The following is a 22706-nucleotide window of genomic DNA, read 5'->3' on the forward strand; positions in this document are numbered from 1 at the left end:
CATATGATTACAGCATAAAGATTTGTTTAGGAGGCGAGGCCATGACCCAGCGGGAACGGCAGATTCTCCGGTGGATTGAGGAGAACCCCCTGATCTCCCAGCAGGAGCTGGCAGACAAGGCGGGCATCACCCGCTCGTCGGTGGCGGTGCACATCTCCAACCTGATGAAGCAGGGCCACATCGCCGGCAAGGGCTACATCGTCCGCACATCTCCCTACGCGGTGGTGGTTGGCGGCGTCAACATGGACATCGGCGGCCGGCCCCACGGGAAGCTGGTGGGAGCCGACTCCAACCCCGGCCAGGTGCGCATGAGCCTGGGGGGCGTGGGGCGGAACATCGCCCACAACATGGCCCTGCTGGGGGTGGACGTGCGCATGCTCACCGCCTTCGGCGACGACATGAACGCCCAGCGCATCGCCGCCTCCTGCGGGGAGCTGGGCATCGACATCTCCCACTGCCTGACGGTGCCCGGCGGGGCCACCTCCACCTATCTGTTCATCGCCGACGAGCACGGTGACATGGCCCTGGCGGTCAGCGACATGGACATCTACGACCACGTGACCCCCGCCTTTCTCTCCGGCCGGGCCCGGCTGCTCCAGAACGCCCAGCTCATCGTGGTGGACACCAACATCCCGGCTCAGTCCATCGCCTGGCTGGCGGAGAATATCCGCCTGCCCATCTTCGCCGACCCGGTGTCCACCGCCAAGGCGGAGAAGCTGCGCCCCGTGCTGGGGAAGCTCCACACCCTCAAGCCCAATCGGCTGGAGGCGGAGCTGCTCTCCGGCGTGGCCATCACCGACCAGGCCAGCCTGGACAGGGCCGCGGACGTTCTGCTCTCCACCGGCCTGCGGCGGGTGTTCATCAGCCTGGGGGGCGACGGCATCTACGCCGCCGACCACAACGAGCGGCTCCACGTGCCCTGCTGCCCCGGCACCATGGTGAACACCACCGGCTGCGGCGACGCGGGCATGGCCGCCATCGCCTGGGCCTACCTGGAGGGCACCGATCTGGCGGGCACCGCCAGGGCGGCCATGGCCGCCGGCGCCATCGCCATGGAGAGTTCTGAGACCATCAACCCGTCCATGAGCGCGGAGCTGCTCCGTCGGCGGGCGGGCTTCCCCGGGGCCGGCGGGGCGGAGACGGGAGGGAGCGCCACGTGAGCTTCTGGCTGGCACAAGTGCTGGGGCTGGTGGGATCCCTGATCTCCTTCACCTCCGTCCAGACCGGCAGCCGGAAGAAGATCCTCCTGCTCCAGCTGCTCTGCTGTGTGCTGTGGATCGTCCAGTACAGCCTGCTGGGGGCGTGGACGGGGGTGCTCATCAACCTGCTGGGCCTGGCCCGTGGGACGGTGTGCGCCTTCAACGACCGGCCCTGGGCCTCCAGCCGGTGGTGGCTGGTGCTCTTCCTGGTGTGCTACGGGGTGTCCCCCCTGCTGACCTGGGACGGGCCCTACTGCCTGCTGCTGGGGTTGGCCATGATGCTCACCACCGTGGCCCTGTGGAGCCGGAACATGCGCCTGACCCGGCTGCTGTTCCTCCTCAACTCCCCGCCGGTGTTCCTCTACAACCTCATCGCCGGCTCCTACACCAGCGCCGCCATCGAGGTGGCCGCCTTCTGCTCCTTCGTGCTGGCGGTCTGGCGCTTCGACATCCGCCCCGGCCTGGCCCGCACCCGCCGGGAATCCTGAAATTCCATTCCACACTGTATATCATATCAGTCTGATAACTGGAGGTAAACGATTATGGATCTCAACAAGTATCTGGACGTGGCCCCCGAGGTGGCCCAGGCCGTCGCTGCCGGCAAGCCCGTGGTGGCCCTGGAGTCCACCATCATCTCCCACGGCATGCCCTATCCCCAGAATGTGGAGACCGCCCTCAAGGTGGAGCAGATCATTCGGGACAACGGCGCGGTGCCCGCCACCATCGCCATCCTGGGCGGCCGCCTGAAGGCCGGCTGCACCAAGGAGGAGATCGAGTACCTGGGCAAGCAGGGCCAGGCCGTCACCAAAGCCAGCCGCCGGGATCTGGCGGTGCTGTGCGCCCGCAAGGCCGACGGCGCCACCACCGTCACCACCACCATGATGATCGCCCACATGGCGGGCATCCAGATCTTCGCCACCGGCGGCATCGGCGGCGTCCACCGGGGCGCGGAGACCACCATGGACATCTCCGCCGACCTGGAGGAGCTGGCCAACACCCCCGTCATGGTGGTGTGCGCCGGCGCCAAGTCCATCCTGGATCTGGGCCTGACCCTGGAGTACCTGGAGACCCACGGCGTGCCCGTGCTGGGCTACGGCACCAAGGAGCTGCCCGCCTTCTACACCCGCAAGAGCGGCTTCGAGGTGGACTACCAGGTGGACACCCCCGCCGAGCTGGCGTCCATCTTCCACGCCTCTCAGGAGCTGGGCCTCAAGGGCGGCATGCTGGTGACCAACCCCATCCCCGAGGAGTTCTCCATGGATCACGAGGTGATCAACCGCGCCATCGACGAGGCCATTGCCGCCGCCAACGCCCAGGGCATCCACGGCAAGGCCACCACCCCCTTCCTGCTGGCCAAGGTGAAGGAGCTCACCGGCGGCGACAGCCTGGACTCCAACATCCAGCTGGTGTTCAACAACGCCCGCCTGGCCGCCCAGACCGCCTGCGAGCTGTCCAAGCTGTAATACCTCCCCGCTGTGCCGCGTCCTCCGGGCCCGTTTTCGGGCCTGGAGGACTTTTTTCGCGGAAGATTCTGCCCGCTATGTTTCTTTTTCTTAACATTGCGGCGCCATCCGTTGCGTTCGGGAGCCTGCGGCGTTATAATGCCCACGAGAATATCTTTCCCATTCTGGGAGAAATGAGGCGATTTGAATGGCGCGGAAGCGGCATTTTCTCAAACTTGTTTGGGCGGCGCTGCTGAGCGCGGCCCTGCTGGCCGCGCCTGTGGCCGCGGCCGCGGCGGAGCCCTCCGGGGAGACGGAGGCCCGGGGCCCTGTCCTGGCCATCTACACCACCGGCGACATGGCCGGCCGGGTGTACCGTCAGGATCCCCTGACCGGTGAGCGGGTGGCGGCGGGCTATCAGAACGTGGCCTCCGCCATGGAACAAGAGCGGGAGCAGGTGGACGCCGCCCTGCTGCTGGACAGCGGCGACGCGGTGGACAACAGCCTGCTCCAGGACGGCGGGGAGGCCGAGGCCCTGGCCCTGCGCGCCATCGGCTACGACGTGCTGGTGCCCGGCCTGAATGAGTTCCGCCTGGGCCCCGACGCCCGGGACGGGTTCTTTGACGCCCTCACGGCTGAGGAGGAGACCGCCCCCGTCCGGGTTCTCTCCGGCAACTATCTGGACGGGGAGAGCCAGGAGCCGGCCGCCGAGGGCTATGCCGTCCTCACCGCAGAGGTGGGCGGCCGGGCGGTGCGCGTGGGCGTGCTGGGCCTGGGGGCCATCGACGGGGCGGAGCGGCTGCCCGCCTCCTACTGCGAGGGCGTGGACTTTGCCCACGGGGACAACACGGAGAACAGCTACGTCTGGGAGTGGACGGAGTACTGGCAGGAAAAGCTGGAGGGGGAGAACTGCGACCTGGTGGTGGTGGTCTGCCACGCCGACCGGGATGTGGCGGCGGACTTTGCGGCCCAGACCACCGGCATTGACCTGGTGGTGGGCGGCCACGGCTCCGCCTACGCGGATACGGTTCAGAACGCCGCGGGGGAGAACGTGTCCCTGGTCAGCGGCGGCGGCACCGACCTGACCCGCACCACCGTCACCTTCTCCGCCGCCGGCACGCCGGAGGTGGGGGAGAGCACCCTCCTCTCCCTGGAGGACTATGCGCCCGACGACACGCTGGCCGGTCAGGTGGCCGACGAGCTGGAGAAGGCGGAGAAACAGGCCGGCGAGCGGGTGGCCGTCCTGACCGGCGACTGGATCGGCGAGACTGAGCCCCAGTACGGCCCCACCCCCACGGCGACCCTGGCCGCGGCCTCCATGCTGTGGGCCACCGGGGCCGACGGCGCCCTGCTCTGCCCCCGCAGCCTGGGGGATACCGACGCGGCCGCCCTCTTCGAGGAGGGGGCGAACACGGCCGTCCTCTCCCTGGACGGCTGCGCCGCCCTGCTGTCCGACCCGACGCCCCTGGCGGCGGTGGAGCTCACCGGCGCCCAGCTGAAGGCGTGGCTGGACATCTGCGCGGAGTCCTACACGGCGGAGGAGGACGGCTCCATCTCCGGCGGCGAGACCGCCGATACCCTCTACGGCCTGGACTACACCCTCTATCTGGGCGCCCCGGCGGGGGAGCGGGTGGACGGCCTCACCCTGGACGGTGAGCCGGTGGAGGACGACCAGGTGCTCACGGTGGTGGTGTCCGCCCGCCGTCTGGACGACCCCGACTTCCCGGAGGGGAAGGTGGTGTGGCGCTCCGATCTGGACGAGCGGTTTGCCGCCCAGGGCGGCACGCCCGCCGCGGTGCTGGCCGCCTGCGCCTCGGAGCTGAACCGGCTGGTGCCCATGCAGCTGGGCAGCTGGGCCGTGTATGCCGGCTCGGTGGGCGGCCCGCTGAACCGCCTGGAGTTCATCACCATGCTCTATGAGCTGGCCGGCAGTCCCCAGCCCGGCGCCTCCGCCGCCTTCATCGACGTGGGCGACAGCAGCGCGGCGGTGTGGGCCGCCGAGACCGGCGTGGTCAGCGGCGACGGCAAGGGCCGGCTTCTGCCCACCCAGGCCGTCACCCGGGAGCAGGCCGCGGTGATGCTCTACAACTATGCCCGCTCCCTGGAGCTGTCCGCCCCCGAGGACGGCCCCGCCGCGGCGGAGCTGGCCGACGCGGCCGACGTGGCCGCCTGGGCCCGGCCCGCGGTGGAGTTCTGCCTCCGCACCGGCACCCTGACCGCGGATGGGAGCGGCCGCTTCCTCCCCGGCGATACCATCACCCGGGAAGAGGCCGCCGAGGCCCTGGAGGCATTTGCCCTCTATGTGGAGGCCAATCAAGCCCGGTAACCCGGAAGAAGGAGCAATACACGGCGCCCCGCAGTCCCTGACTGCGGGGCGCCGTTTTGCGCGGTTTCCGCGCCGGAGAGGGGAAATCCGGCATTTTTTCTTGACGGAAACCCGCCCGGGCTGGTAAGATGGGATCCAACAGGAAAGGAGCCAGGCTGACATGGCAGAGCGAATTTCAGAGGGACTGTACCGCATCCCGGTGCCCCTGCCGGGCAACCCGCTGCGGGAGCTGAACAGCTATCTGCTCACCGGCGGGGAGCGCGCGGTTTTGATCGACACCGGTTTCCGGCAGGAGGCGTGCCGCCAGGCCCTCCTTGCCGGCCTGGACGAGCTGGGGGTGAACCGGCGGGACGTGGATGTGGTGCTCACTCACCTCCACTCCGACCACGCCGGCCTGGCGCCGGAGGTGGTGGGGGACACCGGGTGGATCTACGCCAGCGGCCCTGACCGGGACTACCTGGAGCACGCGGACGACGCCCACTGGGCCCGGCGGGACGAGCGGTTCCGCGCCGAGGGCTTCCCGGCGGAGCTGCTGGCCCAGAACACGGCCAACCCCGCCCGGGCCCTGGCCCCCGGATTTACCGACCGCTACCGCACCCTGGAGCCGGGCGCCGTGGTGGAGGCGGGCGCCCGCCGGCTGCGGTGCATCCCCGTGCCCGGCCACACGCCGGGTCAGATGTGCTTCTGGGACGAGGCGGAGGGCATCCTCTTCACCGGCGACCACGTCCTCTTTGACATCTCCCCCAACATCACCTCCTGGCTGGAGATGGAGGACGCCCTGGGCAGCTATCTGGACAGCCTGCGCGCCGTGCGGGATCTGCCCGTCCGGCTGGCCCTGCCCGGACACCGGGGCCGGGGGGAGCTGGCCCCCCGGGTGGACGCCCTGCTGGAGCACCACGCCCGCCGCCTGGAGGAGCTGCGCGCCATCCTCCGGAAGGAGCCGGGACTCACCGCCTACCAGGCCGCCGGGCGGATGCGCTGGCGCATCCGGGCCAGCAGCTGGGAGGACTTCCCCCTGGCCCAGAAGTGGTTCGCGGTGGGGGAGTGCATGGCCCACCTGGACTACCTGCGCCTGCGGGGGCTCACCGCCCGGGACTGGGACGGGGCGGTGTGGCATTACCGGGCGCTGTGAACAGATTTCTGACACAGGAGGAGAGCGGCCGATGGAAGTTCGGGAGACCTATGAGACGCCGGAGCAGGTGCTGGAGGACATGCGCCGCGGCTATGCCCGCTTCGTGGAGGGCCTGGAGGAGGCCCGCAGCACCGGCATGATGGAGCTGTTCAGCAACTATCTGCGGGGGGATGGAAATCCCCGGGTCAATCAGCTGGTGGACGCCTTTGCCCAGGTGCTGGGCGGCTGGGTGGAGGCCCTGGCGGCTTTGCTGCCCGGTCTGGCGCCGGAGGAGGCGGACGGCTATGCCGTCCGGGCCCTGGAGCAGATGCTTTTTTATCCCAAGCCCGCCGACCAGAGAACGGAGTTCACCCTGCTGGCCTTTGAGGGGTACGCCGTCCCCCTGGTGGGCCTCCTCACGGACGGGTGCCGGGCGGAGGTGGCGGAGCGGTACAAAAAGCGCACCCCGCCCCGGCGGATGATGCCCAATCAGAAGAAGCTGTGGAGGGCCCTCACCCGCCATTGAGAGACAGGAACGCCCCCGCGTCCGGCATGAGCCGGGCGCGGGGGCGTGTGCGTTCTGCGCCGTTACTGGTTCAGGCGCTCCATGAACTCCTCGCCGGTGATGGTCTCCTTCTCCAGGAGGTACCCGGCCAGGGCGTGGAGCTTGTCCTCATTCTCCCGCAGCAGGGCCAGGGCCTTCTGGTGGGCGGTCTTGACGGTGGCCACCACCTGCCGGTCGATCTCCGCGGCGGTGTCGGCGGAGCAGGCCAGGGAGGTGTCGCCGCCCAGGTACTGGTTGGTGACGGTCTCCAGGGCCACCATGTCGAACTGCTCGGTCATGCCGTAGCGGGTGATCATGGCCCGGGCCAGCTTGGTGGCCTGCTCGATGTCGTTGGAGGCGCCGGTGGTCATGTTGTCCGCGCCGAAGATCAGCTCCTCGGCGGAGCGGCCGCCGGTGAGGGTGGCGAGCTTGTTGAGCAGCTCGGTGCGGCTCATCAGGTTGTGCTCGCCGGAGTCCACCTGCATGGTGTAGCCCAGGGCGCCGGAGGTGCGGGGGACGATGGTGATCTTGGTCACCGGGGCGGAGTGGGTCTGGAGGGCGGCCACCAGGGCGTGGCCCACCTCGTGGTAGGCCACGATCTTCTTCTCCTCCGGGGAGATGACGGCGTTCTTCCGCTGGGCGCCGGCGATGACGGTCTCCACGCTCTCCTCCAGATCCGCCTGGGTGACGGTCTTCCGCCCCTGGCGGACGGCCCGGAGGGCGCCCTCGTTGATGATGTTGGCCAGCTCCGCGCCGGAGGCGCCGGCGGTGGCCCGGGCGATGGCGCCCCAGTCCACATCCCCGTCGATGTGCACGTCCCTGCCGTGGACTTTCAGGATGGCGATGCGGCCCTGGAGATCGGGCAGCTCCACCGGCACCCGGCGGTCAAACCGGCCGGGCCGCAGCAGGGCGGGATCCAGGGTCTCCGGCCGGTTGGTGGCAGCCAGGAGCACCACGCCCTTGCTGGAGTCGAAGCCGTCCATCTCGGCCAGCAGCTGGTTCAGGGTCTGCTCCCGCTCGTCGTTGCCGCCGTAGCCGCCGGTGTCCCGCTTCTTGCCGATGGCGTCGATCTCGTCGATGAACACGATGCAGGGGGCCTTCTCATTGGCCTGCTTGAACAGATCCCTGACCTTGGCGGCCCCCATACCCACGAACATCTCCACAAACTCCGAGCCGGAGATGGAGAAGAAGGGCACCTTTGCCTCCCCGGCCACGGCCTTGGCCAGCAGGGTTTTGCCGGTGCCCGGCGGGCCCACCAGCAGCACGCCCTTGGGCAGCTTGGCGCCGATGGCGGCGTACTTCTCCGGCTCGTGGAGGAAGTCCACCACCTCCATCAGGGCCTCCTTGGCCTCGTCCTGGCCGGCCACGTCGGCAAAGGACACGCCGGTGGAGGCCTCCTCCACGTAGACCTTGGCGTTGGCCTTGCCGAAGGTCATGGCATTGCCCATGCCCCCGGGCAGGCCGCCCATCTTCTTCATCATCCAGCGGGAGAGCAGCTCGCCCAGGAGGATAAAGATAAAGATGGGCAGAATCCAGCTCACCAGGACAGAGAGGATGGGGTTGGCCTGGGTGGGGATTTCAGCGGTAAACTGGATGTCCTCGTTTTCCCGCAGCTGACTGAGCAGCCGCTGTCCGTCGTCGGGCCAGATCCCCGTTTGATAGACGGCCTCGCTGCCGCTCTCATCCGTGGCCAGGAACACGATCTCCCGGTTGGTCTCGTCCAGGGCCACCTGGGTCACCCGGCCGTCGTCCACCATGTCCAAAAACTGGCTGTACGGCACCTCATACACCTGCCGCTCCAGCATGGAGGGGAACAGGAACACGTTGAGGAGCATCAGCACGATCAGGGCCACCAGATAGTAGAAAAACAGTGGCTTTTTCGGGGGTGAAGGCTTCACGTCGCTGTCTTTGATCTCTTTCATATGGATTTCCTCCGAAGTGCGAATTATTATTTCGTGTGCTAACCATATGATAAGAGCGCGCCCCGGAAAAGTCAACGCATCCGCTCCGCATTTTACACAATGTTCACAGTCCCGGGCAGAAAAACGGGCGGCCCCAGCGGGGCCGCCCGTCCTGTACTGTGATTCAGTTGAGGCCCAGCCACTGCTTGAGATCCCACAGGGAGTCGGCCATGTGGTCGCAGGGCACCCGGGCGGCCAGGAACTCCTCCGCGCCGGTGGTTCCGTTGAGCACCGCGCAGAAGTGAGTGCCCGCACGGCGGGCGGTCTTCCCGTCGATGGTGGTGTCCCCGCAGAAGAGCACCTCCTCCGGAGCCAGGCCCAGGGCGTTCACGGAGGCCAGCAGCCCCTGGGGATCCGGCTTGGGGGCGGACACCTGGTCGCCCCCCACGATGGAGGTGAGCAGGTGGGCCACGCCCCGGGCCTCCAGCACGTCCTGGAGGGTGCCGGTCTTTTTGGTGCTGACGATGCCTGCGGGGATGCCCTGTCGGTGCAGGGCGGTGAGCAGCTCCGCCGCGCCGGGGAAGAGCCGGGTGCTCTCCACCTGGAGGGGGCCGGCCTTCTCGGTGTACAGCTTCCGGAAGCGGGCGCGGTTTTCCGGGCCGCTGTCGCCGGTGAGGACGGTGTACTCGTCCTCCAGCATCATGCCGATGGTGCGGCGCACCGCCTCCCGCTCCGGCTCGGGCAGGCCCATTTTGGCAAAGGCGTACTGAAACCCGGCCACGATGGCCTCGGTGGCGTCGCCCAGGGTGTAGTCGAAATCAAAAAATACAGCTTTGTAGTCCATTGTGTATCCTCCTCCGCACACGGGGGCTGAATATGCCTCATCCAGGCGGCCCGGCCGCCTGGATGAGACGCGATTTATTCGTAGAGCTTCCGCCCGGCGGTGCTGGGAATGTGCAGCTCGTCCCGGTACTTGGCCACGGTGCGCCGGGAGAGGGTGCAGCCCTGGGCGGCCATGAGCTCGCAGAGCTTCTGGTCGGACAGGGGCTTTTTCTTGTCCTCCCCGGCGATGAGCTTTTTCAGCAGGGCCTTGGCCGCGTCGGGGGAGGCGGCCTCCTCCCCGCCGGCGCCGGAGGCGCCCAGGCTGCGGGAGAAGAAGTAGCTCAGGGGATACACCCCCATGGAGCACTGGATGTACTTGTCCTTCACCGCCCGGCTCACCGTGGACTCGTGGACGCCGATGCGCTGGGCCACGTCGGCCAGGGACAGGGGCACCAGGTGGCCCGGCCCCTTGCGGAAGAAGTCCTCCTGCAGCTCCAGAATGCACTCGGCGCAGGACATGAGGGTGGAGCGGCGCTGCTCGATGGCCTTGACCATCCATTTGGCCTGGCGCACCTTGCCGGTCAGGTAGTCCTTCACCTGCTCGTCGTCGCTCTCCTTGAGCAGGCGGGTGTAATACCCGCTGATGTTCAGGGTGGGGAAGTAGTAGTCGTTGGTGAGCAGCTCAAAGTGATCCTGGAAGCTGACCACGATGATGTCCGGGTTGATGTAGGTCAGGTTTTCCCGGGCGGCAAAGCCGGTGCCCGGCCGGGGGTTGAGGGAGCGGATCAGATCACAGGCCGTCCGCACCTCCTCCTGGCTGGCCTTCAGCTCCCGGGCGATCAGGCCGTAGCGGTTCTTGGACAGGGCGTCCAGGTAATGCTCCGCAATGGTCACCGCCAGCTGGTTCACCGGCTGGCGGCGCACCAGCTGAAGCTTGAGGCACTCAGACAGGCTCCGGGCCCCCACGCCGGCGGGCTCCAGGGACTGCACCACCTCCAGGGCCTTCTCCATGGTCTCCGGCGGGCAGCCGCAGTCGGCGGCCAGGGCGTCCAGGGGCTCGTCCAGCCAGCCGTTCTGGTTCAGACTCTCCACCAGGAAGATCCCGGCGTCCATCACCTCCGGCGCCAGCTCCAGCACCTTCAGCTGGGAGAGGACATAATAGTAAAGGTTTTCGTCGTCGTCCTCCACCGTGCCGTAATTTTTCAGGGGGTTGTCCTCCTCCTCGGTGTCCTGCTGGTGGTAGTACCGGTTCTGGGGGTCGGTGGACTCCAGCCACTCCAGCTTGCGCTGCAGGGTGGAAAACTCGTCCTGCTTGTCGTAGGACTCCTCCGGCTCCAGCACCGGGTTCTCCTGTACCGCCTCCTCGATGTATTCCAGAAGCTCCTGGGAGCCCATCTGCAGGATTTCCATGGACTGCATCATCTGGGGCGACAGGGTCTGCGTCTGCTTCTGAGAGAGATTGAGTTCCAATGTGCTGGCCTCCCTTTGCGAAAAAACGGGGAATTTCGTACGGGAGACAGTATATCATGGAATGGGCCCTTATTTCAACACAAGAACGGGCCCGGGGATGTAGAAAATGCGCCGGCGCTAATTGCCGGGGCTGAGAAAAGCCCCCGCGCCGTAGCGCAGGCAGCGGCGCAGCCGGGCCTCCCCCCGCTTGATGGTGCGGGCCACGGTGGAGCGGCTCACCCCCAGCTTCTCCCCGATCTCCCGGGTGTTGAGCCGCTGGCCGTAGTAGAGCAGCAGCACCTCCCGCTGCCGGGGGGTCACGTCCTCCTGCAGAGCCCGAACCAGATTGCGCTTGACGATGCTGAGCTGCTCGGAGTTGTCCCCGGCCATGGCCTGGGCATAGCGGGCCATGTCGGCGGCATAGGCGCCGCCCCGCCTATAGCGTATACCGGGCATTGCGGCGATACCCCCTCTCATAGTAGTGCTCGCACAGGACGGCCAGATCCCTGGCCTCCCGCCACATGGCGCGCAGCTGCTGGATGCGGCTGTCCAGCAGGCGGCCGGCCTGCTCCGGCTCACTCCGCCGCCGGCCCTCCAGCGCCAGCGCCCGCTCCCGCAGCGCCGCGGCATTGGCGCGGTACTGCACGGAAAGCTCCATCAGTGTCATCGGTTGTATCCTCCTCTCCATCTCCGCCGGCTGTCAGGGCGCGGCAGGCGGGGCACAGCCCCGCCTCCCCGCCGTAGAGCTCCCCCCGGCACCGGCGGCACCAGCCCCGCGGGGGCAGCCGCTGGCTGTCCCGCAGGGGCCGGAGCCAGATCCGCCGTCGAATCCTCTCCGCCCCCTCGCAAAAAAGTGTAAAAAAACAAAAACTTCTACTTGACAAATCACCTCACGCTTGGTAAAATAACATACGCTGTGGACGAGCTGGTCTGCTGGTGTAGCTCAGTTGGTAGAGCAGTTGATTTGTAATCAACCGGTCGGGGGTTCGAGTCCGTCCACCAGCTCCATCGTCGGTGCAGGCTTCGGATCACTCGCTTCCGTGCAGGCACGAAAGCTCGATCCATCCGCTGCACCTCCTCTCCAAATCGAACCCGCTGTGCTGGGCTTCGATTTGGATGACGGGGCACAAACTGAATATGGAGGAGTTCCCGAGTGGCCAAAGGGGGCAGACTGTAAATCTGTTGCGATTCGCTTCGGTGGTTCGAATCCACCCTCCTCCACCAACAAACGTCCCGCCAGCAGGTGGGGCGTTTTTTATTGTGGATTCGAAAGGCGGTTCTTGGAAACGCGCCGGCATCCCCAAACGGTGATAAACGGGGAACGAAATAGAACATTTGTTCGATTGCTTGGCTATCATAACACCAAACGGAGATAATAGTCAAGAGATTTTTCTGAATTTATATTGCAATTGGTGATGAAATGTGATAGGATAGCCCAAAGTATGGGACAGGAGGGACGGCGGCATGGAGCAGGAGAGTACCTTCGGCGCCCGCCTGCGGGGCCTGATGGAGGAGCGGGGGCTGAGCTATGAACAGCTGGGAACCCTGCTGGGGCGCAATCCCCAGACCCTGAACCGCTATGTGCTGGGCCGGCGGGAGCCCAAAATCGGCACCGCCGCCGCCATTGCCCGGGCCCTGGGGGTGGATCCCCTGTGGCTTCAGGGCTATGACGTGCCCCGCACCCCGTCGCCGGCCGGCGGCGGGATGGTGCCGGTGCTGGGCACCATCCGGGCGGGCCTGCCCATGGCCGCCCGGCAGCAGGCGGAGGGCTGGGCCGCCGCCGACGTGTCCGGGCCGGAGGATCACTTTTACCTGCGGGTGACGGGGGACAGCATGGTCAACGCCGGCATCCGTCCGGGGGATCTGGTGCTCATCCGGCGGCAGGATACGGCGGAGAACGGCCAGATCGTGGCCTGCCTGGTGGACGGGGAGGACGCCACCCTCAAGCGATTCCGGGTGCAGCGGGGCATGGTGATCCTCCAGCCGGAGAACCCGGCCTATGAGCCCAGGCTCGTCCCCCTGCGGGATTTTGAGACCGGCGCGGCCCGCATTGTGGGCGTGGCGGTGCGCCTGGTGCGCAATTTATAAGGAGGGAAAGCCATGCTGACCGAGGACTGGATGATGCGCCAGGTGGAGGCCCTGGCCCGCTCCATCGCCTATCTGGTGTTTCAGAAGGAGGATACGGCCTACACCCCCACCGGGGCGGCGGAGGACGCGGAGATTGACGAGCTCTACCGCACCCTGCTGGAGAAGGTCAACGCCGGGGACATCGGCGGGGCGGAGGACCTGCTCTACCAGCGGGCGGAGCCGGAGGACAGGCGCTATCTGGAGCTGGCGGTGGATTTCTACAGCCGCCTCAACGATCTCAGCGACGAACAGCTGGAGCAGGGGGGCTTCGCCCGGGATGAGGTGCAGGACGGCCTGCGGAACCTGGCGGCGCAGTTCGGCGTCTCCCTGCTGTGAGAAGAGGAGGATTTTGTCATGAAGCTGGACTTTGAGGCCATGGAGGAGACCGCCATCCCCCGCTTCCGGGACGGGGAAAAGACCACCTACGCCCGCATGTTTGTGGACGGGAACAACCGCATCATGAGGGGCCGGCTGGAGCCGGGGGCCTCCATCGGCCTGCACCCCCACCAGGGGAGCAGCGAGATTGTCTATATCCTCTCCGGCACGGGGAAGGCCCTGTACGACGGGGGAGAGGAGGCCCTGGCCCCCGGCGGCTGCCACTACTGTCCGGAGGGGCACACCCACTCCCTGGTCAACGACGGCGGCGAGGATCTGATCTTTTTCGCCGTGGTGCCCCGGCACGGGGACGGCGGCTGAGAAGGGGACAACAAAACGGCGGCGCGCATCACAGATGCGCGCCGCCGTTTTTCTGCCTGTGTCCGGGTTCAGCCCTCCGTCCCGTCGGGAATGGCGCCGAAGTGGTCGAAGGGCAGGATGATCCACAGTGCCCGCCCCAGCACATACCGCTCATCCACCGCGCCCAGGGTCACGTCCCGGCTGTCGGAGGAGTGGTTGCGGTTGTCGCCCATGACGAAGATGGAGCCCTCCGGCACCTCCACATGGGTGGCGTGCTCGTAGTTGGACGGGGGCGCCATGATCTCCTCGGGGTTGATATAGGGCTCGTCCAGCACCTGGCCGTCCACCGAGACGGTGCCCGCCTCGTAGTCGATGTCCACCGTCTGCCCCCCCACGGCGATCACCCGCTTGACGATGGGGCCGTCGGAGGCGTCAAACTCCTTGGTAAGCACCACCACGTCCCCCTGTTTGGGCTCATAGCCCACGCTCTGGAGGAGGAGCAGATCTCCGTTGTGGAGGGTGGGGTACATGGAGTCCCCGTCCACGCCGATGATGCGCCCCACAAAGGTGAAGAGGAGAATCAGGGTGATGAGGGCGGCCACCAGGGCCTGGAGCCAGAAGAAGAGATCCATCTTGAAGGAGTCCTCGCTGGACAGCTCCTCCTTCTCCTTTTCGTCCGTTTTTTTGCTTTTTGCCAATGGTATCAGCTCCATGCACATACAAAGTTAAGGGTATTATACCCTGATCCGCTCACGATTGCAAGGTCTGGATGGACACGCCCGGATGTTCCGCCAGCAGGGCGGCCTCCCGGGTGTGGCAGGTGAACAGGAGAATCTGCCGCTCCCTCCCCAGCTCCTCCAGCAGCGCCAGGGCCAGGGCGCAGCGGCCGTCGTCAAAGTTGGCCAGGGCGTCGTCCAGCACCAGGGGACAGGGGTCGTCCCCGGGCAGCACCAGCCCGCACACCGCCAGGCGCACCGCCAGATAGAGCTGGTCGGCGGTGCCCTGGGACAGGGCCAGCGCCCGCCGGGGCGTCAGGCCGTCGTGCTCCTCCGCCAGGGCCTCAAACTGCTGGGTCAGGGCCACCTTGTCGTACTTGCCGCCGGTGAGCCGGGAGAGCAGCTCCCCGGCCCGGCGGTTGAGGGCCGGGGAGAACCGGGCCTGGAGCTGGCCGTGGGCCCCCTCCAGGGCGGCCAGGGCGGCGGCGATGGCGTCGTACTCCGCCCGGCGGCGCTCCAGCTCCTCCGTGACGGCCTCCCGCCGGGCGCGGAACTCCTCCGGCGCCCCCAGGGTATTCAGCTCCCCCTGGGCCATGGCCAGGCCGCCCCGCAGGCGGGAGAGCTCCCCCTCCGCGGCGGTGAGCCTTGCCGCCGTCTCGGCGGGGTCGAACCGGGGCTCCACCCCGGGGTCGGCGGCGGTGTCCTCCGGCCGGGGCAGGCTGTCGGCCAGCTTTTTGGCCCCCTCCAGGCGCACCCGGGCGGTGGACAGCTTCTCGTCCAGATTCAGCGCCCGGGAGAGAGCGGCGGACACGCCGAAGGAGTCGGTCACGCCGGGGGCGAAGGGGTGCACCAGCTCCAGCAGCCTGGAGCGGGTGGCCTCGTCCCGCTGGTTCAGCTCCGACAGGGTGCGCTCCAGCTCCTCCCGCTTTTTGGCGGCCTGCTCCGCCACTACCCGGGATTCCCGGTAGGAATTGGCCCGGCCCAGAATGTCCTGGGGGGTCTCCGCCTCATAGCGGGCCAGAATCTCCGCGGCCGCCGCGGCCGCCCGCTTTTTGGCGGTTCCGGCGGCGGCCAGCAGGGCGGCTCCCGCCGCCAGACCCACGCCGCACAGGGCCAGCCCCATCCACAGGGCGGGCAGCACGCCGGCAATTCCCAGCACCAGGGCCCCGGCTCCCGCCGCCAGCAGGATGCCGCCCCCGGCGTACAGGCCGCCGGTGCGGGGCGTCCGCTCCGCCGCCTCGGCGTCTTCGCTGGCCTGCTGCCAGGCCTGGTCGGGGGTCAGCTCGGGGAACAGGGGGTCTTCCGCCGCCGCTTCGGCCTCTGCCTCGGCGGCGCGGGCCTCCTCCAGCTGGCTCTCCGTCAGCCTGCGGCTGGTGTGGAGGGCGTTGAGGGCGTTGAGCTCCTCCTGGGCCTTTTTCAGGGTGTCCCGATCCGGCGGCGGGCCGTGGCGGGTGTGCTCAGCCTCCAGATTGTCCACCTGCCCCTGGGCCTGGGCCAGGGCGGCCTGGGCCGCCTCCCACCGCTCCCGGCGCTGGGCCATGGCCCGGGCCAGATGGGCGTCCCGCTCGGCCTCCAGCAGCCTGTGCTCGGCCTGGAGCCGGTCGATCTCTCTTTTGGCCTCCTGGGAGAGCCGGAAGGCCTTGGCCTGCCGGGCCAGGGCGGCGTCGATCTCCGCCAGCTCGCCCTCCAGCCTGGGGATCAGGCCGGTCTTGTTGTGCTTTCTCCGGTTGACCCAGTCCCGCAGGCGGCGCTCCACCTGGGAGTAGGACACGTCCTCCTCCCCGCTGGAGGCCAGGGCGGCGATGCGGGCCTCCAGGGCGGGGGCGCCGTCGATGGCCGCGCCCCCCTGGCCCACAAAGGCGGAGCGCTCAAAGACCTCTCTCGGCACGCCGGTGAGCACCTCCCCGGCGTTGGCCCCGGTGAGGCCGGGCACCGGCTCCTGGGTGTCGGTGTACACCGCCTCAAACTGGCCGAAGGGGGTGCTCCCCTTGGCGGAGCGCCGGAGGGTGATGGACTGGCCCTGCCAGATCAGCTCCACGCTCCCCTCCATGGGCCCGCCGCCCCAGGGCTGGTAGCGGTTCTTCTCCGCGATGTACCCCTGCCTGTCCCGCTCCTTGGTGTTGACGCCGTAGAGCATGGCGCGCAGGAAGGCCGACCAGGTGGACTTGCCCCCCTCGTTGGGGGCCTCTATGATGTTCAGCCCCTCCCCCAGCGCCAGCTCCCGGTTTCGGAGCCCGCCGAAGGAGGCTTTCATACGTACGATTCTCATGGGCAGGGATCCTCCCCGTTTTCCAGGGCCGCCAGGCCGAATTGGGCGGCCAGCTCCAGCCCCTCCGGCTGCCCGCTTTTCAGGGTGCGCAGGAACAGGCCGGTGAGGCTGTCCTCCCCCGAGCGGGCCCACAGCTCCCGCCGCTGGCGGGTGTGATCCCGGAGGGTGACGCTGTAGTAATACGGCTCCGCCAGGGCGGTGAGAGCGGCGATTTCCGGAGGTGTGTCCCGCTCGCCGGTGAGCACGATGCGGCAGCAGTCGCCGGTGGGGGCGGCGGGCAGGGCGGCCTCCAGGGCCGCCGCCGGGCTCTCCGCCCCGGTGACGTCCACCGTCAGAATCTCATACCGCCGCCCGGCCAGGGGGACAAACTCGGCGGACACCGCGCCCCCGTCGTCCACGGTCACGGCCAGCACGCCCTTGTCCCCCGTCTCGTCAAAGCCCCGCCCCTCGGGGCAGCCGGGGTAGGCCCAGAATGTATCCCCCGCCCTTTGCAGTCCGGAGCAGGCGTGGACGTGGCCCAGGGCCAGGTAGGTGAGATTGCTGGCGGCGATGTCGGCCAGGGTGATGGGGCCGTAGCGGCTCCGGTTTTCCACATCCCCGTGGAGCACCATCAGGTGGGTGTTCCCGTCCCGGGGGGCGGAAAAGCCCATCAGCGGGGAGCGGTCGGCCTGGGGCGTGGTGAAGGCCGCCCCGTGCACCACGCAGCTGAGGCCGGGCAGCTCCACCGACTCCACCGCCACGGTGGAAAAGATGTGGACGTTGTCCGGCCAGGCCGTCCCGGCGTACACCGAGCGGGCGTCGTAGTAGTCGTGGTTGCCCGGCGCGATGAACACCGGGCAGGGGAGGGCGCCCAGGCACCGGGCCAGGGCCTGCACCGTCTCCTGGTAGGTCTCCCCGCCGTCCAGCAGATCGCCGGACAGGAGCACCAGGTCGGCCCGCCGCGCCTCCACCAGGTCGGCCAGGCGGTTCAGCAGCTCCCGCTGCTCCCCCCGGCGCTCCCTGGCCTTGTCCGCCGGCAGGGCCGCGAAAGGGGCGTCCAGATGGAAGTCCGCCCCGTGGATGATGGTCAGCATGGTTTCAGATTCCTTTCTGCGGTGGGACGTAGGCGGCCCGTCCGCCGTTTAATCGCGGATGTCCACCCGCTCCACGGACAGGCACCTGCCCGCGTCCACGTCGATGGAGAAGAGCACGCTCTCCAGCTTGCAGGGGCCGGGGGCGGGCTCAAACCGCCGAGGCAGGCCGCCCAGAAAGCGGTTGATGGCCTGCTCCGGCCGGATGCCCAGCACGCTCTGGGACGGGCCGGTCATGCCCAGGTCGGTGACGAAGCCAAGCCCCTTGGGGAGCACCTGGCAGTCGGCGGTGGGCACGTGGGTGTGGGTGCCCCAGACGGCGTGGGCCCGGCCGTCCAGGTACCAGCCCATGGCCCCCTTCTCGCTGGTGGCCTCGGCATGGAAGTCCACCAGCACCACGTCGGTGCCCTCCATGCGCTTGAGCACCCGGTCGGCGGTGGTGAAGGGGTTTTCAAAGTTGCTGTCCATCTCGCACCGGCCGATGAGGTTGATCACCCCGATGCGCACCCCCCTGGGGCCGTCGTACACGCCCCAGCCCCGGCCGGGCACCCGGCTGGTGTAGTTGGCGGGACGGAGGGTGTAGCGGTCGCTCTCCAGGAAGTCGGCGATCTGGATGCGGTTCCAGGTGTGGTTGCCCAGGGTGACCACGTCGGCCCCGGCGTCGAAGATCTCACGGGCCTGCCGGGGCAGAATGCCCACGCCGGAGGCGTTCTCCCCGTTGACCACGGTGAAGTGGACGTCCTTGAGCTTTTTCAGCTCCCGCAGGTGGCGGCCCAGGTATTCCACCCCGGAATCCCCCACCACGTCGCCCACGGCCAGTACGTTCAGTATCATAGTGCTCCTCCCTCTGTCACAAACAAAACAACAAACAAGTTATATTATATGTGATTTCCCGCAAAAGGGCAAACCGTTTTTTGCAAAGCGGCCCTGTAACCCGCTGTCATTGCCTGTAACCGGATTGGAACCGCCCCTGTAACCCAATTTCCCGCCGCGGGTGTTATCATAGTAGGACAAAAGGAGGATATTCTCTATGAAAAAGCTGCTTTTTACCGGCCTGTCCGCCCTGACTCTGGCGGCGCTCCTGGCCGCCTGCGCTCCGGAGGCCCCGGCCCCCGTCCAGACCACCCCGCCGCCGGAGACCACCCCGGCCCAGACGGAGAACCAGGCCGCGGGCGATTCCTTCCTGGCGCTCCCCGTCACGGAGGAGAGCATCCGCGCCTTCTACGGCCAGGAGGGGTATGAGGTGCGGAAGCTGACCCCCTACGAGGGGGATTTCCTGGTGGAGTACGGCTACGCCAGCGACCCGGACACCTCCATGCTGGACTGGGTGTTCGGCGCCACCGGCCGGCGGGTACAGCTCACCGCCATGGACCAGTTTGAAGCCTATGAGATCATCGCCGCGGGGCAGGTGAGGTGCACCACCACCGGACAGAGCGCTGTCGTCCCCTGGAAGGGCCTGCCGGAGACCTATACGGTCCGGGTGCTGGGGGATCAGGACGGCGTGATCGACAGCAATTGGACAGAGACCGAGACCACACACGAGACCGCCTGGCTGGATCCGGCGGAGCCCCTCTATCTGGGGTACTGGGACGGGGATGGGCCCGCTGCAAGCGACCGCTGGGAGCAACTCTACGACGCCCGCATCGACGCCGACGGGCTCTCCTTCTCCTTTATCCCTAACGGGGACAGCCTGGAGCGGTTCCAGTCCTTCTTCCCGGCGGCCACCACCACCCCAAGCCTGGAGACCAGCTATGACCCGGACACCCGGCGGTTCACCCTGCGGCTCTACAACACCAGCCTGGAGAGCGGGACTACCGGCTCCGCGCTGAACGGGGATCTGGCCGCCATGGGCTACCCGGAGAACCTCTACCCCTGCTCCTTCCCGGCGGGCTCTCTGGGCCGGGACAGCCACTTCCTCACCGATGTGACCATTCAGGAGGAGGGGGAGGACGTGGTGGTGTCCGCCGTCCTCACGGAGCGGGCCTACCGCTTCACGGTGGAGACCTCCAACCTGGGCTACGACAATATCCCCAGCTTCCGAATCATCTTCCGGGAGCAGAATCCGGACATGGACGGGAGGGACTGAGCGGATGAAAAAGCGTATGTTTTCCCTGCTGGCCGCCCTGACTCTGGCGGTGCTCCTGACCGCCTGCGGGCCGGAGGCCCCGGCCCCTGTGGACACCACCCCGCCGCCGGAGACCAGCCCGGCATCAGAGCCCGCCCGCGCGCTGACCCAGGAGGAGGTGGCGGCGGTCAACGAGGCCTTTGCCTCCTGGACGGAGGAGAACGGCGTCACCATTGCCACCCCGGTGAGCGGCTTTTTCACCAGTTATTATGATGACGTGACCCGGCTGGACTTTGCCGCCTTCCTCCAGTACTTCCCGGACGACGGTACCCTGAGCGCCGGGGATGAGGCGGAGGCCGCCGCGCTGGCCGCCCTGCCCGGCTATCCCTGGGGCATCTCGCCGGGCTCCGTGCCCATCCACCGCATCACCCGCGCCTCGGTGGATGCGGCCCTGGAGCGGTACGCCGGCATCACCTCCGCCGGCCTGGCCGACACCTCTGGCGTTCCCTATCTGGAGGACTACGACGCCTGGTACACCTTCACCAGTGACTTCGGCCCCGGTATGTTCGTGTGCGCCGGAGGCCAGGTGGACGAGGCCGCCGGTACCGCCCTGCTGTGGTCGGAGCCCTGGGCGAACGGCCATCGGGCCGAGCTGACCCTGCAGAAGGACGGGGAAAACTGGCACATCCGCGCCCACAGGAACACCGCCGACCAGGCCCTGCTGGAGCGGCTGGCTAACCTGACGGCGGAGGACATCGGGTATGTGAGCTGGTACGGCTCCAACGAGCCCCCCTCGGCGGAGGAGCTGGCCGAGCTGCTCCGCCAGGCGGCGGAGCACCCCATCGACCACGACAGCCTCACCCTGAACGGTTCGGCCACCGACGTGGTGTGGACGCTGGACTGCTACCTGGCCCCCAAGGATCAGGAAACTTATTCCGGAGACGACGCCCTCTATCTGCAGGCGGGACTGGAGGAGAACGTGGTGGAGGTGTTCGGCGGGGCCAACCTGCCCGGCGGACGGCTCCACCTGGAGAACGAGGCCCTCTACCAGCTCCTTCGCACCAGCATGGACACGCCGGACGATCTGCTGGCCGACCCGGCCTCCTACGCCCCCTATCAGGACGCCATCGCCGCCCATCTGGACCGGGTGTGCGCCTCGGCCTGGGATGGCCGCTATACCAGCTGGGACATTGTGGAGTTCGCCAGGGAGGACGGATGGACCGGCTTTGCGGACGGCAGCGCGCTGGAGGTCTATTGGGTCAAATCCGCCTTCCGCACCGAACCGCCGGAGGATGCCGCCCAGCTGCTGGCCGGGGGCATGTATGTGGACAGCCAGCTCCGGGCCTATGGGCTGGATGCCAACCCCCTCCTGGTGGTGGCCGTGCCGCCGGAGGGCGAGCCCTACCCTCTGGCCTTTGTCCCCTGGGACTGGTGGGGAGAGCTGCCCCTGGCGGGACTGGACACGCTGGAGGAGGCCATCCCGGTGCTCGACCAGGCCGGGGAGCTGTGTGTGGAGCTCAAGTAAATGGCACAAAAGCGGAAATTTCCTGTGGTTTTCCATCCACCGAGAGGTCGAACTGTGCTACAATAGGGGAAAACAGAGAGAAAGAGGTCGATTTTCCTTGAAACGAAGCGTGTTTGCCTGTGTGCTGGCCCTGGCCCTGCTGCTGGCGGGGTGCGGCGGGACACGCCCGCTCCGGCGGAGGCCGCTGTGCCGGAGACCGCCCTGCCGTCCCCACTCCGACCCCACGCCCACCCAGACGCCGGAGCCTACGCCAACCCCAAGCCGCCCTGACGGACGGGGAGCTGGCCGCCTTCGTGGAGGCGGCGGCGGAGCACCACGGGGCGGTGAGCGTCCAGGCGGCGGTGATTGAGGACGGCACCGTCACCGCCCAGGCCGCCTGGGGCTGGGCCACCCTGAACAGCGACCCCATGACCACCGACCACAAGCTGCGGGTGGCCTCCCTGACCAAGGTGGTGGTGGGCATGTGCGCCATGCTGCTCTCCGAGGACGGCACCGTCACCCTGGACGAGCCCATCGGCACCTGGTGGGACACCACCTCCGTCAACCCCTGGTATCCGGACACGCCGGTGACCATCGACACCCTGCTCACCCACACCTCGTCCCTGGCCGCCAGCGACAGCCTGTCCGCCCGCACCTACTCCGGCGCCCGCAGCCGCATCTCCGGCAGCGGCTACCGCGCGGTGGAGCCCGGCGATCCCGCCGGCTGGGCCTACAACAACTACGGCTTCGCCGTGCTGGGCATGACCCTGGAGCTGGCGGCGGACACCTCCCTGGACTACGTGCTGGCGGAGGGTCTGCTGGATCCCCTGGGCATCGACGCCGCCTTTGAGGGGGGCAGCGTGGACAACACCGATCTGCTGGCCACCCTGTACTACTACGGCGGCTCCCTGGCCCGCTCCACGTCGGAGCAGCGGAGCTACACCCTGGACTACGCCCCCGGCCACAAGGGCAACTTCTTCGACGGGGGCTTCACGTGCAGCGCCGGGGATCTGGCCAAGCTGGCGGCCGTGCTGGCCAACGACGGGGCATATGAGGGGCAGGTTCTGCTCTCCCCGGAGTCGGTGGTCTGGATGGAGACGCCCCTGGACACCCCCGTGTCCGACGGCCGCTCCACCTTCCTCCAGTGCCGCCCCCTGCGGTACCAGGAGGAGCTGTACGGCCGGGACGGGCTGTACTACCACACCGGCTCGGCCTATGGCCAGTATGCCCTGCTCTCCTATGACCCGGACACCGGCGACGGGGTGGTGGTGCTCACCTCCGGGGCCGACGGCGTGGTGGACGAGCACGGCATCTACGCGATATGCGGCGAAATTGCCCAGGCGGTCTATGCCGCCGTGGAGGAGGATACCTGATTGAAAAAAACCTGGACGGGCCTCTGTCTGGCCCTGCTTATGCTGGCGGGGTGCGCCCCCGCCGCCCCGGCGGAGACGCCCGCCCCTCCGCCCACGGCGGAGGGGCGGGCGTC

Annotated in this window: 21 protein-coding genes and 2 tRNA genes; 14 read left to right on the forward strand and 9 right to left on the reverse strand. The window is 67.9% G+C overall.

Annotation, left to right across the window (positions count from 1 at the left end):
* Positions 1-41: 41 nt before the first annotated feature.
* The 6 genes from B5E42_RS15095 (at position 42) to B5E42_RS15120 (ending at position 6604) form a co-directional block, all read left to right on the forward strand.
* Complete coding sequence (locus tag B5E42_RS15095; protein ID WP_087241107.1) at positions 42-1160, forward strand: PfkB family carbohydrate kinase; 1119 nt, start codon at positions 42-44, stop codon at positions 1158-1160.
* Complete coding sequence (locus tag B5E42_RS15100; RefSeq protein WP_087241109.1) at positions 1157-1687, forward strand: YgjV family protein; 531 nt, start codon at positions 1157-1159, stop codon at positions 1685-1687. The genes B5E42_RS15095 and B5E42_RS15100 overlap by 4 nt, the downstream gene beginning before the upstream one ends.
* Positions 1688-1741: 54 nt before the next feature.
* On the forward strand, positions 1742-2662 hold the full coding sequence (locus B5E42_RS15105; RefSeq protein ID WP_087241111.1) for a pseudouridine-5'-phosphate glycosidase: 921 nt from the start codon (positions 1742-1744) through the stop codon (positions 2660-2662).
* A gap of 187 nt (positions 2663-2849) precedes the next feature.
* On the forward strand, positions 2850-4967 hold the full coding sequence (locus B5E42_RS15110) for an S-layer homology domain-containing protein (RefSeq protein WP_087241113.1): 2118 nt from the start codon (positions 2850-2852) through the stop codon (positions 4965-4967).
* A 160-nt stretch (positions 4968-5127) separates the two neighbouring features.
* Positions 5128-6099 carry an MBL fold metallo-hydrolase gene (locus B5E42_RS15115; protein WP_087241115.1) on the forward strand — a complete coding sequence of 324 codons (972 nt, stop codon included), beginning with the start codon at positions 5128-5130 and terminating at the stop codon, positions 6097-6099.
* 31 nt (positions 6100-6130) lie between these two features.
* Positions 6131-6604 carry a hypothetical protein gene (locus tag B5E42_RS15120; protein WP_087241117.1) on the forward strand — a complete coding sequence of 158 codons (474 nt, stop codon included), beginning with the start codon at positions 6131-6133 and terminating at the stop codon, positions 6602-6604.
* Between the two features lie 62 nt (positions 6605-6666).
* Here the strand turns inward: B5E42_RS15120 and ftsH are convergent, their stop codons facing one another.
* The 5 genes from ftsH to B5E42_RS15145 all read right to left on the reverse strand — a co-directional run bounded on the left by ftsH (position 6667) and on the right by B5E42_RS15145 (position 11461).
* On the reverse strand, positions 6667-8544 hold the full coding sequence (gene ftsH, locus B5E42_RS15125) for an ATP-dependent zinc metalloprotease FtsH (protein ID WP_087241119.1): 1878 nt from the start codon (positions 8542-8544) through the stop codon (positions 6667-6669).
* A gap of 163 nt (positions 8545-8707) precedes the next feature.
* A complete protein-coding gene (locus B5E42_RS15130; RefSeq protein ID WP_087241120.1) occupies positions 8708-9367 on the reverse strand; it encodes an HAD family hydrolase in 660 nt (219 codons plus the stop codon).
* Positions 9368-9441: 74 nt separating this feature from the next.
* On the reverse strand, positions 9442-10815 hold the full coding sequence (gene rpoN / locus B5E42_RS15135; RefSeq protein WP_087241122.1) for an RNA polymerase factor sigma-54: 1374 nt from the start codon (positions 10813-10815) through the stop codon (positions 9442-9444).
* Positions 10816-10932: 117 nt separating this feature from the next.
* On the reverse strand, positions 10933-11250 hold the full coding sequence (locus tag B5E42_RS15140; protein ID WP_242967167.1) for a sigma-70 family RNA polymerase sigma factor: 318 nt from the start codon (positions 11248-11250) through the stop codon (positions 10933-10935).
* Positions 11231-11461, reverse strand: coding sequence for a hypothetical protein (locus B5E42_RS15145; RefSeq protein ID WP_087241124.1), 231 nt, complete (start codon positions 11459-11461; stop codon positions 11231-11233). Before B5E42_RS15145 ends, B5E42_RS15140 begins: the two co-directional genes overlap by 20 nt.
* A 265-nt stretch (positions 11462-11726) precedes the next feature.
* Here B5E42_RS15145 and B5E42_RS15150 point away from each other — a divergent pair.
* The 5 genes from B5E42_RS15150 (at position 11727) to B5E42_RS15170 (ending at position 13617) form a co-directional block, all read left to right on the forward strand.
* Positions 11727-11802 (forward strand) — tRNA-Thr (locus B5E42_RS15150).
* Between the two features lie 131 nt (positions 11803-11933).
* Positions 11934-12018: transfer RNA gene (locus B5E42_RS15155), tRNA-Tyr, on the forward strand.
* Between the two features lie 240 nt (positions 12019-12258).
* On the forward strand, positions 12259-12882 hold the full coding sequence (locus tag B5E42_RS15160) for a LexA family transcriptional regulator (RefSeq protein WP_087241126.1): 624 nt from the start codon (positions 12259-12261) through the stop codon (positions 12880-12882).
* 12 nt (positions 12883-12894) lie between these two features.
* On the forward strand, positions 12895-13257 hold the full coding sequence (locus B5E42_RS15165) for a DUF6483 family protein (RefSeq protein ID WP_087241128.1): 363 nt from the start codon (positions 12895-12897) through the stop codon (positions 13255-13257).
* A gap of 18 nt (positions 13258-13275) precedes the next feature.
* Positions 13276-13617 (forward strand): cupin domain-containing protein, encoded by a 342-nt coding sequence (locus B5E42_RS15170; RefSeq protein WP_087241130.1) that lies wholly within the window; start codon positions 13276-13278, stop codon positions 13615-13617.
* Positions 13618-13685: 68 nt separating this feature from the next.
* Here the strand turns inward: B5E42_RS15170 and lepB are convergent, their stop codons facing one another.
* The 4 genes from lepB to B5E42_RS15190 are packed head-to-tail and all read right to left on the reverse strand — an operon-like array spanning position 13686 to position 18485.
* Positions 13686-14294, reverse strand: a complete 609-nt coding sequence (lepB, locus tag B5E42_RS15175) for a signal peptidase I (protein WP_242967172.1) — start codon at positions 14292-14294, stop codon at positions 13686-13688.
* A 52-nt stretch (positions 14295-14346) separates the two neighbouring features.
* Entirely contained in the window at positions 14347-16581 is a 2235-nt protein-coding gene (locus B5E42_RS15180; RefSeq protein WP_087241132.1) for an AAA family ATPase, read from the reverse strand.
* Positions 16578-17654 (reverse strand): DNA repair exonuclease, encoded by a 1077-nt coding sequence (locus B5E42_RS15185; protein ID WP_087241134.1) that lies wholly within the window; start codon positions 17652-17654, stop codon positions 16578-16580. The genes B5E42_RS15180 and B5E42_RS15185 overlap by 4 nt, the downstream gene beginning before the upstream one ends.
* A 48-nt stretch (positions 17655-17702) precedes the next feature.
* Positions 17703-18485, reverse strand: coding sequence for a TIGR00282 family metallophosphoesterase (locus B5E42_RS15190; RefSeq protein ID WP_087241136.1), 783 nt, complete (start codon positions 18483-18485; stop codon positions 17703-17705).
* Between the two features lie 196 nt (positions 18486-18681).
* On the opposite strand from B5E42_RS15190, the gene B5E42_RS15195 reads away from it, so the two are divergent.
* The 3 genes from B5E42_RS15195 (at position 18682) to B5E42_RS15205 (ending at position 22593) form a co-directional block, all read left to right on the forward strand.
* Entirely contained in the window at positions 18682-19737 is a 1056-nt protein-coding gene (locus B5E42_RS15195) for a hypothetical protein (RefSeq protein WP_242967173.1), read from the forward strand.
* Between the two features lie 4 nt (positions 19738-19741).
* Positions 19742-21241 carry a hypothetical protein gene (locus B5E42_RS15200; protein ID WP_087241138.1) on the forward strand — a complete coding sequence of 500 codons (1500 nt, stop codon included), beginning with the start codon at positions 19742-19744 and terminating at the stop codon, positions 21239-21241.
* Positions 21242-21360: 119 nt separating this feature from the next.
* Complete coding sequence (locus tag B5E42_RS15205; RefSeq protein ID WP_162614006.1) at positions 21361-22593, forward strand: serine hydrolase domain-containing protein; 1233 nt, start codon at positions 21361-21363, stop codon at positions 22591-22593.
* Positions 22594-22706 lie beyond the last annotated feature (113 nt).

This window comes from Flavonifractor sp. An10 (genome assembly GCF_002161215.1).
GTDB lineage: Bacteria > Bacillota > Clostridia > Oscillospirales > Oscillospiraceae > Flavonifractor > Flavonifractor avistercoris.